This window comes from Kouleothrix sp. (assembly GCF_046328425.1).
GTDB lineage: Bacteria > Chloroflexota > Chloroflexia > Chloroflexales > Roseiflexaceae > Kouleothrix.
In genome coordinates, this window is record NZ_JAXLWP010000025.1 from 84,876 (window position 1) to 98,709 (window position 13,834).

Genomic DNA, 13,834 nt, shown 5'->3' on the forward strand with positions numbered 1-13,834 from the left:
GGTACTAAAAAAGCACAAGCGGCGCCCGCGCGCTTCGCGCTACACCGCGCGAATGCGGCATTTTGGCTCAGCTATTTCTGCTCGGTTCCAGTGCCCAGGCCGATCTCGTCGGCCAGCTCAGGGCGCACCGCCAGCACAAAATCGGTCGAGCCGAGCGGCGCGGGCAGCTCGCGGTATAGCATATACTGCCAGAACTGGCTCACGGCCTGGCCGTCGAGCGGGTTGCGCAGCAGCCGCATGAGCAGCGCCGAGTTCGGCGTCACCTGCGCGGTGGTCCAGTCGGGCGGCAGCCGGTACAGCTCATACTCGGGGTTCCACCAGCGCAGCGGGTAGCGCTGGATGCGGAAGCCCTGCAGCGACTGCAGGTTCTGCGGGTTAGCGTCGATGTTCTCTTGCAGCAGCACCACCGCCATCACATCGTCGCCGGGGGCCGGCAACGCAGGCGGCTGCTGCTGGGCATCTTTGAAGTTGCGCATGTACCACTGCCAGATCGTCTCGTTGTCGTACCAGACCTTCAGGTTGCCGTTGCGGCGCGTGGCGGCATCTTCGAGCTGGCGCACAATCCGCGCCACGTCGGGCGAGGTTTGCACAAAGATCATCAGCTCGCGCGCGTCGTCGCCGTAGCGGTAGCTGAGCTGGTAGGCATTGCGGATGCTAAAGAGCGAGCCATAGATCGCCAGCGCCAGCGCCAGCGCGCCCAGCGCCCAGCGCCAGCCGCGCGTCAGCCCGGCAAACAGCGTCAGCGCGCCAACCAGCAGCAGCGCGCCGGGGAAGATAAACGGCGCGGAGTACTGCTGGCCAGCTGCGGCCTGGCTGACGATCGCCACCATCAGGAATAGCAGCCCGGCCAGCACGCCGAACAGCGCGAGGTACAGGCGCAGCGCGCCATCCCAGATCCGCGGGCGCGTGCCAGCGCCATTCACGGCAGCCTCGGCCTGCGGCTCGCGCTCGAACGCGGTGCGCGCCCACCAGCGCAACACCCACGCCAGCGCCCAGGCGCCCAGCAGCACCAGCGGCAGCGCCACATGCACGGTGAGCCAGGGCATCTTTTCGCCGGCCCACGAGTACAGCACCAGCGTGGTGATCGACCACCAGCTAAGCAGCACCGGCATGGCCAGCTCCCAATCGAGGATCCCTGCCGTCCAGCCGCGCCGTGTCAGCCGGCGCACCAGCAGGGCCGCCGTCATTCCCAGGCCCAGCGCCCCCCACAGCAGCGCCAGCGGCTCGTAGACCATCAGCAGCACCAGGTAGTAGTAATCCGGCTGGCTGCCGCGCTGTACGCCGTGCTGGGCCAGCCAGTAGAGCAGCGACCCGGCCGCGCCGCTGACAACGCCCGAGGGATGGCCGAAGAATGCGGTAAACAGCAGCGTGTAGGGCGTCAGAAATACCGCCAGCGCCAGCCACACCCGGCGCCCGGAGCCTAGGCTCGCGAAAATATCGACGAAATCGTCGCCGCTGGCGCGCGCGCGTTGCCACGGCGTCAGGCCATCGCGGCCGCGCCGCCGCCCGATAAGTAGGTACAGCGCGGCCAGGCCGCCCAGGCCGCTGGCAATCGCCAGCAGCACTGCCGGGTGGCCGAAGAACTGGCCGAGCTTCACAAAATAGATCGGCAGGTTATCGTCGTACTGGTTGCGCACACACAGCGCGTAGTCGTTATCGGCGGTGGCCAGCGGCGCGAAGCCAAACAGCGGCCCAGGCGCGAACACCATCGGGTTGTCGGGCGGCAGCGGCTGCCCGGCGGCCGGGCAGACATACGGGCCATTCGCGCGCAGCGCGCCCTCGCCGACACCTGGCTGCGATTTGCCGGGCAGCACAAACACCGACGCCACCACCAGGATGCCCACCGCCCCGGCGAGCAGCAGGCCCGGGCGCCAGAGCCGCCAGAGCAAGATCAACACGAGCAGCGAGCCGACGATCGCCAGGAACAGGTAGAACGTCTCCATGTTGCTGATCATGCAGCCAAGCGCCGCGGCGCCGATATACAGCCAGCGCGCGCGGCGGGTGCTGGCGTAGCGCACCACGCTGATGATCGTCAGCAGCTCGAACACCACCCCGTAGGTATCGTGGCGGATGAAGCGGCCGATATACAGGAATGCCGGCGAGATCGCCAGGTACGTCGCCGCCAGCAGCGCGGCCAGCCGGCCAAGCTCGCGCCGGATGAGGTAGGGCATGGCCACGAGCGCGGTGCCGAACAGCGCCACGCTAAGCCGCGCCGTAAAGTCGCTATCGCCGAACAGAAAATACATCAGCGCGACGGCATGGTACAGAAACGGGCCGTGCAGCAGCGGGTCGTGGATGAAGCCCTGGTTCATGTACAGCCGCCACGAGTACGCGGCGTGCAGCGTTTCGTCGTGGTGCAGCGATCGGTCGCCCAGACCCCACAGGTGGGTCAGCAGCGCGAAAACGAGCAGACCGGCATAGGCCAGCTGCTCGAATGTTGGTGCGAAGCGGGCGCGGCGCCCGGTTAATGGCGTGCTCTGTGCGGGCGGCGCAACCCGCGGGGCGGCTTCGATTGTTGCCATGTTGTTGGTATCTGGTGCGAGGCCGGTGTATATTAATCCCAGCCGCCGCATACTGATCGACGCCGCCGGTTTTGCGGCTTCCACGCGGCCATTGTACACTATCCGGCTTTGGCGGTGCAAGTAAAATGTATTACAGGTTTCGTAACAACCGCTTACGTCGCGATCTCCGAGCCTGCATGAAACGGGGCAGTGCGCAGAGCGATGCCATTTGCGCTTCCCTTTTTCAAGCAGCTCCTTACGACTTGCCGCTCATCAGATCATTCAGGCGCGGCAGGTTCGTCAGGTAGATCGCATCTTCTTCAACGCGGATAAGGCTGGCCTCGCGGAACTCGCCGATCGCCTTGGTGACGGTCTCGCGGTACGAGCCGATCATCTCGGCCAGCTGCTGGTGGGTGTAGCGCGTCACCAGCGGCGGCCCATCGGGCGCGGCGCTGTCGTGCTGGGCCAGGTTGAGCAGCACGGTGGCCAGGCGCTGCGGCACGCTCTTAAACGCGATATCGGCCAGCCTGCGCTCGAGCGCGCGCAGCCGCTGGCTGATGATCGTCATGAAGCGCAGCGCGACCACCGGGTGCCGGTTCAAGATCCGGCGCATTTCGTCGCGCCGGATCACGCCGATCGTCGCATCGCTCATGGTTTCGGCGAAGCTATCGTGCGCGGAGTCGGCGTTGAGCGCCATTTCGCCGAAGATCGACTCGGGCTCGAGGATCAGCAGCGTCAGCGCGCGGCCCTCGGGCGAAAGCTTGTAGATGCGCACGCGCCCGCGCCGCAGCAGGTACAGCCGGTCGCCTTCCTCCTCGGGAGCATAGAAGATCGTGCCGGAGGGATAGCTGGCGAAGCTGATCTGCTCCTCGACCCGCGCGCGCTGATCGGGCGCCAGGTCGGCGAACAAGTCGTCGTCGGCGAAGGTGTATACCGCAAGCGCGATCGGCTGTGTGTGCTGCTCGGCCACTCGCCCCTCATCCTAGCCACTCAATGCCCCGCGCCCCTGGCGCGGGGCCTGGCGGCGTACGCTAGCGCCGGCCGCGGCTCGCCAGCCAGGCAAATGCGCCACGCCAGCCGAGCAGCACTACCAGGTTGGTAATAAACGTGACGACGGCGAACGACGGCTGCACGGTTCGCTGGCGTACGATCGACCAGAGCAGCAGCCCGATCGGCAGCGCCAGCAGCCAGGCCAGCGCGGTGCGCGGCAGTATCTGCCTGGGCTGGCTCACGATCGCGGGCTTGAACGTGCCCATCACCGGCGAGACTACGAACCAGCCGGCCGCAAAGGGTGCGGCGATGATCACAATCTCAACTACGCGGTCGAGCCCGGTCAGCTCGCCGTGGTTCATCAGCCCAATCGTCGTGACGATATTGAAGGCCAGAAAGTCGCCAAGCGCCAGGGCTACATTCCGGCGCAGGCCGCCTGTTCCGGCGGCGGATTGGGAGCGATCTGTCAGCGCCATTCGGTTTGCTCCTCTCGGCAGCATTATGTACGGCTTCGCCTGGTTGCAGTGCCGGCACAGCGGGCGCGCACGGCACTGGTGCGGCGTATGGCAGCAAGGAGTATACCATATGCGCGGCGTAGCTATACGGGTTGCGGCAAAGCCCTCGCCCACCTGCCCGCTCTCCCGCGTGCGAGAGAAAGGGAGGGGAGTCGAAATAGCGAACGACCAAGCGCGAGCATGGTCGCCGTTGGTCGTTCGTCTTCCGCGGTGTGAACCTTGCAGAAAGCGCCTATGGCGATCCCAGCGCGAGCGGGCGCACATCGACAAGCTCAGCCTGGGGGTAAGGCGCGTTATGGTGATGCAAGATCAGCAGCTTGGCGCCGCCGCGCGCGGCCAGCACATCGCTGCGGGCCAGGCCGGTGATCGCGCCGCCGTCGGTGTCGAGGAAAATCGGGCGCGGCGCAATCGGCGCGCTGAAGATGAAGTTACTGGTGTTGATCGGCGCAATCGCGGGGTTGGTGATGTCGTAGAGCAGCACGCCGGCGCGGCCGCCGCACTCCGCCTGCGGCGCCGCCGTGGCGTCGGGCACGCGGTCGATCTGCTGCTGGAAATTGCTCAGCGCGCGCGCACGCGTCTCGACGTGGTAGCAGAAGCTCGACGGCGTCGGCCCCTTCGGCCCGGTCGGGCGGGCTGGGTCCAGCGGCAGGGCCAGATCCGAAGCCTTCGCCCGCAGGAATAGCACCGCGCTATTGAACGGCGCCAGGTCGATGCTCGACTGGATCGGCGCGGCGAACGACCCCCAGAAGATGAACTGGTCGGTCGCGATCGGCGTGATGCCGTCGGCTTTGAGCGGGTACAGCACATTGATGAACACATCGCTGGCCGCGCCGCCGGTCAGCTCGCCGTGATTACCATTCACCAGCACATAATCGTCGCGCCCGTCGTGATTCGAGTCGATCCACACCTGGTACTCAACCTGGTTAGGCGTAGACCAGGGCGCGTAGGCGCTGAGGCCGAAGTAGATATACGTAAACTGGTCGAGGTTATGGGTGATTGAGTAGCTATTGGTCACGCCGACGTACTGCACGTCGGCCGGCCGCAGCGTTGGGTCGAGCGTGGGCATCGCCGGGCTTACCGCCGCAAGCTCAAACGCGCTAGCGAGCGGCGTCTTGGGCGTGCCAGGCGCGCCGGGCGTGCTCACCAGGCCAGTGTTGCGCGCGCCGCTGTTGTGCAGCGCCAGCGTAAATGCGCCAGCGCCGGGAGCGACCAGCAGGGTGCTATCGGCGTGGCTACTCGCGGCGACCGTCGGGAACACCGCGTAGGGCACGCTCGCTAGCAGCGCATTGCCAATACGCAGCGCGCTGTGGCCGACAAAGGCGCGCTGCTCGAAATCGTTAAGGTTGTTGTCGTTGTCGTTGTGGCGGCCAGTGCCCGCCAGCACCGCCTCGCCGGCGCCAATCGTGAACGTTTTGCGCGTATGCGCCGGCCCGGCCGGGTTTGCGCCAGCCTGGTAAAACGCTACGGTATGCGTCCCAGGGGCGATCGGCGTATACCCCGAGGTCTGGCCAACTGCCAGCGCCGCGACCTGGAGCACGCCGTCGAGGTACACGTCGAGCGGGCCGATATTCCAAGTTGGCTCGGTGCGGTTGGCATTGACGTAGTGAATGAGTGACTGGCCGGCTGGTGGTGGCGAGGCCACTGTTTCGTCGACGGTCACCTCGCCGAGCGCGCCAGGCCGGCCCACCAGGATGAGCGTATAGTCGTGCCCGTCCTGCAGCTCAACCGGCGCGCTGAAGATCGGCCGCGAGTTTGGCGACGAGCCGACGCGCCGGATCTTCACAAGATGCAGCCCGGCGGTGGCGGTGATGTAATCCTGCACCTCACGCGAGTCGATGCTGCCGTCGAGCAGGGTGTCGTCGAGGTAGAAATCGACGCTGTCGAAATGCGCGCCGTGGGCCGGCCGCACGCGCACGCCATTCACGCCACGGTCGCCGATCACCTGGATATAGCCGCTCTGCTCGGCCAGGTAGTGGCGCGCGCGGCCGTTCTGCTGCGTGGCGGTGGCCGGGTCGGGCGAAAAGTCGAGCCGCTGCGGATCGATCGCCAGCCCGATTGTCGCCTGCGCGCTGCCGTGCGCCGGGACGCGCAGCTGGCCAGAGGGCACCTGCACGGTCACGCCCGTCTCGGTCGCAACGGCTGTGGCGCTCAGTGTCACCAGCTGGTCGCTGGCGCTCATATTTTCAAGGGTAAGCGTGCGCGTCGCGCTAGCACCGGCCGCCGCCCAGGGCGCGCCATAGACCAAGCCGCCGCCATCGCTGCCCGAGGCCAGCATGCTCAAGGTGCCAAGGCCGCTCAGGTTGAGCCGGCCCGCGCCCGCCAGCGAGGGCGGCAGATTGCCCGGCGTGGCGCTGCTCAGCAGCGCGGCCTTGATCTGCGTAGGCGCCCAGTCGGCGTGCATCTGGCGCAGCAGCGCGGCCGCCCCGCCCACCTGGGCCGCTGCCACTACCGTGCCCGACATCGCCACCGCGCCAGTGCCGCTGCCGACCGCCGCCGACGATATTGCCGCGCCAGGCGCGACGATATCGGGCTTCAGCACGGCGTTGCCGACCGCCGGCCCGCGCGACGAGGTAGCCAGCGCGCCAGCGCCGTTGTCGGTGGCGCCGGCGGCGATCGCCAGGCGCGCGCTGGCCGGCGAGTTGACCGCATAGAACGTATTGAGCGTATCGCCGGCGGCTACCACCACCACCATACCGGCGCGCACCGCATTATCAATCGCCAGCGCGTCGGGGTCGTCGGGGCTGCCGAAGGGCGTGCCGAGCATGATCACCGCGACATCGAGATGGTCGGCGGGGTTGCCGTCGCCATTCGGGTCGAGCGCGCGCTCGAGCGCAGCCATCAGCAGCGTTGTGGTTCCAGAGCAGCCGAACACCTTGAGCGCATACAGCTGGGCCTCGGGCGCGATGCCCGGGCTGACGCTCATCAGCTGCGGATCGGGCGCAGGCGTATACGGCCCATAGTACGTCGCGCCGCTGGTGGTGACGCCAAACCCGGCCAGCATGCCGGCGGCGTGCGTGCCCTGGCCCATGTACAGCGGCTGCGCGCTCAAACCCGGCGCGGCCTTGCATTCAAGCGGGTCGGCGTCGGGGCTGGGGGTTGCGCTGGCGCTGCTGCTGGCATCGTAGGCGTCGCCGGCAAAATCATAGCCGCCGCTCACCTTTGCGGTGGGGAAGCTGCCCGGCTCGATCAGGGTGGGATTGTTGGCCGTATAGGCCGCAGCGGTGCCAGGCCCGCCAAAATCGGCGTGGGTATAGTCGATCCCACGGTCGATCAGGCCGACCCGCACGCCCGCGCCGGTGGCTCCGGCGATCGCGCCGGCGATCGCCGGCGCATCTGGCCCAAGCGCAGCCGGCGCCGCCGACGATTTTGGCGGAATAACTCGCGCCTTCACGCCGGGCAGGGCCTCCAGGGCGCTCAGCCGGTCAGCCGGGATGGTTACCGCGACGCCAGGCAGCACCAGCCGGGTTTGAAACATCACCTGTGCGCCAAGCCCGGCCAGCTGCACCAGCAGCTGCTGTTGGGCGGCCGCGACGCGCTGGCTACGCGCAGGGTCGCTGGTAGGCGGGAGCGCCGCTTCGTCGAGCTCGAGCATCACCGACACGACACTCGACGCGCGCGCAAGGCCAGGCGGCATGCGCAGCCCGGCTGGTTCGGTATAGCTTTCGGGCGGGGGCGTTGGCTCGGCAAACAGGGCCAGCGGCGATATGGCAGCCACAAGCGCGACGCTTAAACACGTAATCAGAAGCGTAATCCGTCGTCGCATAACGTTCTCTCTAAACCCGTGCGGCGTGGCAGGGTGGTTCGGCCATTTCGGATGCAAGCTCCGGCCACGCCCGGCCTGATTGCCCAGCCGATGCGCAACCGTGCAAAAAGCAGCCTCAACCGCTCATCGATAGCCAGATGCGATCGAAGTGCGATTGCGGCTGGGAAGATATTTGTTTTATGCGGGCATGGCTTGACGGCTTTTATGATACCATACGCGTGCAAGTAGTAAGATGACGTTTTTTTTATATTTGCGCCACGCGGCCCGCTCTGATCCGCCCCATCGCTTCCTACAAATTAACAAAATTTTCATTTTTCTGCGCAGGTACCGCAGACCGAAATTGGTACAACGCGCACGCCGCGTTGGCGCATACCACCTGCTTTTCAGCTTTGCATCATTCGGCTGGCGTAGCCCTTTTGCTACACTAGCCGCGTAGGCTGTGCTGAAGAGGAGGCCGGCATGCACACTCACGCCCCGATCTGGCGCAATACGACCGTGTTTTTCGTCAGCCAGCTGCTGATTCTGGTATGCTGCGGGCTCTACCTGCTGCAATGGCGCTACACCGAAGGCCAGGCCACGCCACCCCGGCCGGCCATCGCCGCCTCCACAGTGGCGCAGTCCGATACCTGGCCAGCCACCACGGCCACCGTGCCGCAGAGCCAGCCCTTCTGGAGCGAGGCCGCCGGCATCATCCGGCCATTCGCCGGCTATGCGCTGCTGATCCTGCTTGGCAGCAGCATGCTGTTCATCAGCTACGAGATCATGCGCTCCGGCTCCACCCCCGCCGACGAACCATAGCCCGCGCTGCGCGCTTTAGCCCGCTTCCGCCCGTATTTCGCGGCCACTGGCAGCAACGATCTGCGATACAATGCGCTGAGCAACGTTTATTTCATGCGCGGTGCGGAACCACGCCGTCTTGCGGCGCGTCCTAACCTCGTGGCCATAGTTTAGCAATCATTCACAGGGCTTACGCGGTGCGCGTTTTTTGCCTTCGGCAGAGCGGTACTTTTTCATGGATGGTGCTGAGATGTTGGCGCTTTGCGCCAACATCTCAGCACAAACGAAAGCGAAGTACCATGCTGCCGCAGGCAGAACAAGCCGATAGAGCAGGCGACCGCGTAACTCGTGTCATTCAGCGCATCAGGTGAAGCTCATGACCGAATCGCAGCTGATCGGACAAACCCTCGGAGCGTTCGAGATCATCTCGGAGCTGGGGCGCGGCGGGATGGCCACCGTGTACAAAGCCCGCCAGACCGACCTGCAGCGCATTGTCGCGCTGAAGATCCTGCCGCCCGAGCTTTCGCGCGACGCCAGCTACCTGCAGCGCTTTCAGCACGAGGCCCGCAGCGCCGCCGCGCTCGAGCACCCGCATATTGTGCCGATCTACGCGATCGGCGAGGCGCGTGGCTTTCACTACATCGCCATGAAGTTCATCGCCGGCCTCACGCTCAAAGACCTGGCGCAGAGGTCGGGCGCGCTCAGCCTGCCGCAGACAGTAGCGCTGATCGAGCAGGTGGCCGACGCGCTCGACTACGCGCACAGCCACGGCCTGATCCACCGCGATATCAAGCCTTCGAATATGATGGCCGAGCCAAATGGCTGGCTGTACCTCACCGATTTTGGCCTGGCGCGCGGCGAGGGCATGCAGGGCTTGACGATGACCGGCACGGTGATGGGCACGCCTGAGTATATGTCGCCCGAGCAGGCCCAGGGGCTGCCGACGATCGGCCCGGCCACCGATATTTATGCGCTTGGCGTGGTGGTGTACGAACTGCTGACCAGCAAAGTGCCATTTCAGGCCGATACGCCAATGGGCATGCTGGTGGCGCGGCTGCAGTATGCACCGCGCCCGCCGCGCGACTACCGCGGCGACTTGCCGCTGGCGGTGGAGGATGTGATCATGCGGGCGCTGGCGCGCCGCCCCGAGGCGCGCTATGCCACCGCCGGCGAGATGGTTGCGGCGCTGAAGCTTGCGGCTGGCCTGGGCACGCGCACATTCGCGCCCCAGCAGCGCCCGGCCAGCCCGCCGCAGGGTTTGCCCGCCGCCCCGGCCCAGCCCAGCAGCCCAGCGCAGGGCTTGCCCACTGCCCCGGCCCAGACCACCAGCCCCGATTATGGCGCGCCGACCATCCCGGCCAAGCCGGTTGGCCCGGCGGCCGGAAACACGCCGCCCGTGGTGCTGGCACGGCCGGCAACACCAGCGCCGCAGCCGGCTGCGTTTGGCAGCCTGCCCGCCACGCCAGCCGCACCAGTGCCGGCCGCTGGCGCGGCCGGTAAGCGCTCGCGGCGCGGGCTGTTCGTGGCGCTGGGCGCATTGGCGCTGGTGCTGGCGCTCGCGCTGGCCTTCGGCTTGGCGGCGCTACGCCGGCCCGACCCGCAGATCGCCGAGGGATTGCAGGCCGGCCAGGCCGCGCTGGCGCGCAAAGGCGGCATCGACGCTGCCATCGCAGCATACAAGCAAGTGCTCGATGCCGACCCGAACAATCTGCAGGCGCACAACCAGCTTTCGCTGATCTACACCCTGCGCGACCACCCCAAGCTGGCCGAGGCCGAGGCGCGCGCCGCGCTGGCGAGCGCACCGAACACCGCGCTCGCGCACGCGCTGCTGGCCGAGGCGCTGGGCAATCAGGGCCGGTACCAGGAGGCGCTCGAGAGCGCCAACCAGGCAGTGTCGCTGAACAAAGATCTGGCATTCGCCTACGGCGCGCGCTCGGGCGTCAAAGCAAACATGGCCTACGACAGCACCGACACTGCACTGCTGGAAGAGGCCGACACCGACGCCGATAAAAGCGTCGACCTGGCCAAAGCCGAAGAGCCGCTGATCCAGGCGCTGGCGCATAGCGCGCGCGGTTATGTCTACTACCAGAGCTTCGAGCTGACTGGCGACAAAGACAAGCTCAACAGCGGCGTCGACGAGTTCAAGCAGGCGGCCGAGCTGCAAGGGCATATTGCGCTGTTTCACACCAGCCTGGGCTACCTGTACGACGCGCAGGGCGAGCACGACGACGCCAAAGCCGCTTTTGAGCAGGCGCTCGACGCCGACGACCAGTATGGCCATACGCACGCCGGCCTGGGCTGGAATCTGTTCTACCTCGGCGATTACGGCGGCGCGCTGAACGAGTTCGACGCGGCGATCAAGCTCAACCCCGACGACGCCGACGCCTACATCGGCAAGAGCCGGGCGTTCCAGCATCAGGCTCCGCCCGACTACAACCAGGCGATTGCGGCACTGAGCCAGGCCGCCGAGGCCGCGCCGCGCAGCCCCAGCGTAGCTGCGACGCTTGGCTGGCTGCAGCGCAGCCGCGCCAACACGCTGGCCTCGCGCAGCGACGATCAGAAGCGCGCCTACGCGGCGGCCGAGGAGGCCTTCCGCAAAGCGCTCGAGCTGAATGGCCGCTACGTCGACGCGATGACCGGGCTGGGCTGGGTGCTGCAAGACCAGGCGAACGTGTTGGACGACCAGCAGAAGTACCACGAGTCGATCGACACGTTGAAGGAGTCGCTGGCGATCAAGGATGAGCAGGAATCGGCGCACAATGGGCTGGGCTGGAGCTACTACTGGCTCAAGCGGCTCGACGACGCCGAGGCAGCGTTCCAGCGCGCCATCGAGCTCGATAGCAGCTACGCCGACGCGTACTACGGGCTTGGCCGCACCCTGCAGGATCTTGGCAAGATCGACGACGCGCGCCAGGCGTACCAGCAGGCCGCCGAGAATGGCAGCAGCGACGCGCAGGCGGCGCTAAAGGCGCTGAAGTAGCCGGCGAGCGCGCTAGCCGCCGACATCGCCGGCCAACACGACATGCAGCGCGCCCGCTGCATCGCGCACGCGCAGCGCGCCCGTGGGCTCGACATCCTCGGCGACTCCGCTGAGCTCGCCGCGCGGCAGGCGCACCTGCACCGGCTGGCCAAGCGTCGCGAGCCGGGCGCGCCAGTCGGCGAACAGCGCCGCGCGCTGGCCCTGGCGCAGCGCCAGGTAGCGCGCATCGAGGCGCGACAGCAGCGCGCGCAGCAGCGCCAGCCGGTCGGCCGGCCGGCCAAGCGCCGCGCCAACGCTGGTGGCCAGCACGCCAAGGTCGCGCCCGTCGACAACGCCGCGCGGCGCCCAGTTGACATTCACCCCCATCCCAAGCACCACCCAGTCGATCGCGCCATCGCGCAGCTCGATCTCGCTCAGTACGCCGGCGGCCTTGTGCTGCGCGCCGCCAACCGGCAGCAGCAGATCGTTGGGCCATTTCAGCGCGGCGCGCAGCGGCACGGCCTGCTCAATCGCTTCGCACAGCGCCACGCCAGCCAGCATCGTGATCGCGAAGGCATCGGCCGGCGCCAGCCAGCCAGGGCGCAGCAGCAACGAGAGCAGCAAGCTGCTGCCGGGCGGGGCGACCCAGCCGCGCCCCAGCCGGCCGCGCCCGGCAACCTGCTCGTCGGCGACGATCAGCAGCCCCTCGGGCTGGCCGGCGCGCGCACGCTGCCGCAGCAGGTCGTTGGTCGATCCGAGCTGCGGGTAGTACTCCACCGCGCGGCCGACGACCTGGGCCGGCAGGGCGCGCTGAATAGCCTCAGCGGAAAGGTCGCTCATGGCATCTCCGGGGTAATACCAAATTCGTTAGATTACGTACACTTGGGTGGGGGTTTGGGGGCGGCTTTGCCGCCCCATTCTTATTGTTGTATTGGGCAAATACACCCTGCATGGTGGGGACGCGGGGGCGGCTTCGCCGCCCCGCATGAAATCTTGGTTATGGTGCGGCGCGGCTTCGCCGCGCCCCATAACCAATGTGCAGCATGTGCTTGCCCAGCACACAAATTTCTTATTGTGTTGCATTGCACTACGTGGCTTCGCCACGTAGTGCAATGCAATCTATACGTGATCAAGCGAACAGCGTATAAGCCACACTCGGCCGGCGCGCTCAGGGCAGCGGCCGAAACTCGAGCACGCGCACGCGCGTATCGGTACGAAACGCCAGGCGGCCCTCGCACGAGCTGCTGTAATAGCGGATCAGCGCTGGGTAGCCATAGGCCGGATCGTACTGGACATCGGGCCGGCGCGTGGCGCACTGCTGCAGCCAGCGATCGATCAGCGGGTGATAGCGCGCTAACTCTTGCAGCAGACCGGGCGCCGGGGCCAGGCGCCGGCCGAGCGCCTCGAACAGCCGATCGACGCTGAGCATAGCGGCGTCGGCGCCAAGGCTAGCCAGCGGCACCAGCGCGCCATCGCGATCGGCTACCGCCACAATCCGGCCGTCGCGCACCTCGGCGCTGAGCTGGCTCTGGGCGCCGACAGGATCGTTCCAGCTCACGGTGATGCGGTAGTGCGCCGGGCGGCGCGCCTGCCAGCGCGCCTGCGCGAGCCGATATGGCAGCGCCAGCTGCGGCAGCGCGGCGGCGGCCAGCAGCGCCAGCGCCAGCAGCGCCAGCGCGCCGCCGACAGCATAGGCGAGGGGTGTAGCGCGCTGGCGCATGGCTTCGTAGCGCCAAGGACGCTACTTATTGCCCTTCACGTGCAGGCCAGGCTGCGCGCTCGATTGCGGCGGGTTGGCCTGGCCGCCAAGCTGGCCGAGCAGGCCGCCCAGCCCGCCGCCGGCCGAGCCCTGGCCCTGATTCTGGCCGCCCATCACGCGGCTAGCCATGTAGGCCGCCACGCCGGCCAGCACCAGCTTGCCAAGCGTGCCGCCGATCGGCGAGCCCTGGCCGAAGATCTTGTCGAACAGATCCGGATCCTGCTGCTGGGCCTGGTGCGCCATCCGGCCGAGGTTGCCCGGGTCGGCGGCGTCGGATGAATCGGCGTAGGTGTAGCCATCGAACGGGCTGTTGGGATCATTGTGAGCCTGCTGATACTGGTCGGCCATCTTGGCGCGCTGGTCGGGCGTTAGCTGGTCGAGCGCCGAAGCGTGGGCATCGGCGGCGACACCGGCTGGGGCGTGCTGCATCATCTCGCGGTAGCGGCGTGCCGCCTCGGCATCGGAGACGCTGCTCGGGTCGTTCTGGTAGCGCTTCAGAAAATCGAGGTAATCCTGCTGCTGCTGCGGGTTGCCGCCCAGAAACTGCTGAAGCATATCGAGAGCCATTGT

General features: G+C 67.1%; 9 protein-coding genes. 2 read left to right on the forward strand and 7 right to left on the reverse strand.

From position 1 onward, the window contains the following. Positions 1-71: 71 nt before the first annotated feature. The 4 genes from U0177_RS21665 to U0177_RS21680 all read right to left on the reverse strand — a co-directional run bounded on the left by U0177_RS21665 (position 72) and on the right by U0177_RS21680 (position 7,769). On the reverse strand, positions 72-2,522 hold the full coding sequence (locus tag U0177_RS21665) for a flippase activity-associated protein Agl23 (RefSeq protein WP_409572751.1): 2,451 nt from the start codon (positions 2,520-2,522) through the stop codon (positions 72-74). Between the two features lie 235 nt (positions 2,523-2,757). Continuing rightward, the gene (locus U0177_RS21670) at positions 2,758-3,471 is read right to left on the reverse strand and encodes a Crp/Fnr family transcriptional regulator (protein WP_409572752.1); all 714 of its coding nucleotides are present in this window, start codon (positions 3,469-3,471) and stop codon (positions 2,758-2,760) included. Positions 3,472-3,532: 61 nt separating this feature from the next. Further along, the gene (locus U0177_RS21675; protein ID WP_409572753.1) at positions 3,533-3,967 is read right to left on the reverse strand and encodes a DUF3054 domain-containing protein; all 435 of its coding nucleotides are present in this window, start codon (positions 3,965-3,967) and stop codon (positions 3,533-3,535) included. Positions 3,968-4,238: 271 nt separating this feature from the next. Further along, the gene (locus tag U0177_RS21680; RefSeq protein ID WP_409572754.1) at positions 4,239-7,769 is read right to left on the reverse strand and encodes a S8 family serine peptidase; all 3,531 of its coding nucleotides are present in this window, start codon (positions 7,767-7,769) and stop codon (positions 4,239-4,241) included. A 459-nt stretch (positions 7,770-8,228) separates the two neighbouring features. Between U0177_RS21680 and U0177_RS21685 the strand changes: the two genes are divergently transcribed. Together U0177_RS21685 and U0177_RS21690 are read left to right on the forward strand one after the other, a co-directional pair. Further along, positions 8,229-8,567 (forward strand): hypothetical protein, encoded by a 339-nt coding sequence (locus U0177_RS21685; RefSeq protein ID WP_409572755.1) that lies wholly within the window; start codon positions 8,229-8,231, stop codon positions 8,565-8,567. Positions 8,568-8,922: 355 nt separating this feature from the next. Continuing rightward, on the forward strand, positions 8,923-11,526 hold the full coding sequence (locus U0177_RS21690) for a protein kinase domain-containing protein (RefSeq protein ID WP_409572756.1): 2,604 nt from the start codon (positions 8,923-8,925) through the stop codon (positions 11,524-11,526). A gap of 12 nt (positions 11,527-11,538) precedes the next feature. Here U0177_RS21690 and U0177_RS21695 read toward each other — a convergent pair whose 3' ends face one another. The 3 genes from U0177_RS21695 to U0177_RS21705 form a co-directional block, all read right to left on the reverse strand. After that, a complete protein-coding gene (locus tag U0177_RS21695; protein WP_409572757.1) occupies positions 11,539-12,345 on the reverse strand; it encodes a biotin--[acetyl-CoA-carboxylase] ligase in 807 nt (268 codons plus the stop codon). A gap of 328 nt (positions 12,346-12,673) precedes the next feature. Next, a complete protein-coding gene (locus U0177_RS21700) occupies positions 12,674-13,225 on the reverse strand; it encodes a hypothetical protein (RefSeq protein ID WP_409572758.1) in 552 nt (183 codons plus the stop codon). Positions 13,226-13,246: 21 nt separating this feature from the next. Beyond that, positions 13,247-13,831 carry a hypothetical protein gene (locus tag U0177_RS21705; RefSeq protein ID WP_409572759.1) on the reverse strand — a complete coding sequence of 195 codons (585 nt, stop codon included), beginning with the start codon at positions 13,829-13,831 and terminating at the stop codon, positions 13,247-13,249. Positions 13,832-13,834 lie beyond the last annotated feature (3 nt).

What these genes read in the sequence shown, in the direction of transcription:
- U0177_RS21665 (WP_409572751.1), bottom strand. Translation starts at nt 2,522, where the DNA reads ATGGCAACAATCGAAGCCGCCCCGCGGGTTGCGCCGCCCGCACAGAGC.
- U0177_RS21675 (WP_409572753.1), bottom strand. Translation starts at nt 3,967, where the DNA reads ATGGCGCTGACAGATCGCTCCCAATCCGCCGCCGGAACAGGCGGCCTG.
- U0177_RS21680 (WP_409572754.1), bottom strand. Translation starts at nt 7,769, where the DNA reads ATGCGACGACGGATTACGCTTCTGATTACGTGTTTAAGCGTCGCGCTT.
- U0177_RS21685 (WP_409572755.1), top strand. Translation starts at nt 8,229, where the DNA reads ATGCACACTCACGCCCCGATCTGGCGCAATACGACCGTGTTTTTCGTC.
- U0177_RS21690 (WP_409572756.1), top strand. Translation starts at nt 8,923, where the DNA reads ATGACCGAATCGCAGCTGATCGGACAAACCCTCGGAGCGTTCGAGATC.
- U0177_RS21695 (WP_409572757.1), bottom strand. Translation starts at nt 12,345, where the DNA reads ATGAGCGACCTTTCCGCTGAGGCTATTCAGCGCGCCCTGCCGGCCCAG.
- U0177_RS21700 (WP_409572758.1), bottom strand. Translation starts at nt 13,225, where the DNA reads ATGCGCCAGCGCGCTACACCCCTCGCCTATGCTGTCGGCGGCGCGCTG.
- U0177_RS21705 (WP_409572759.1), bottom strand. Translation starts at nt 13,831, where the DNA reads ATGGCTCTCGATATGCTTCAGCAGTTTCTGGGCGGCAACCCGCAGCAG.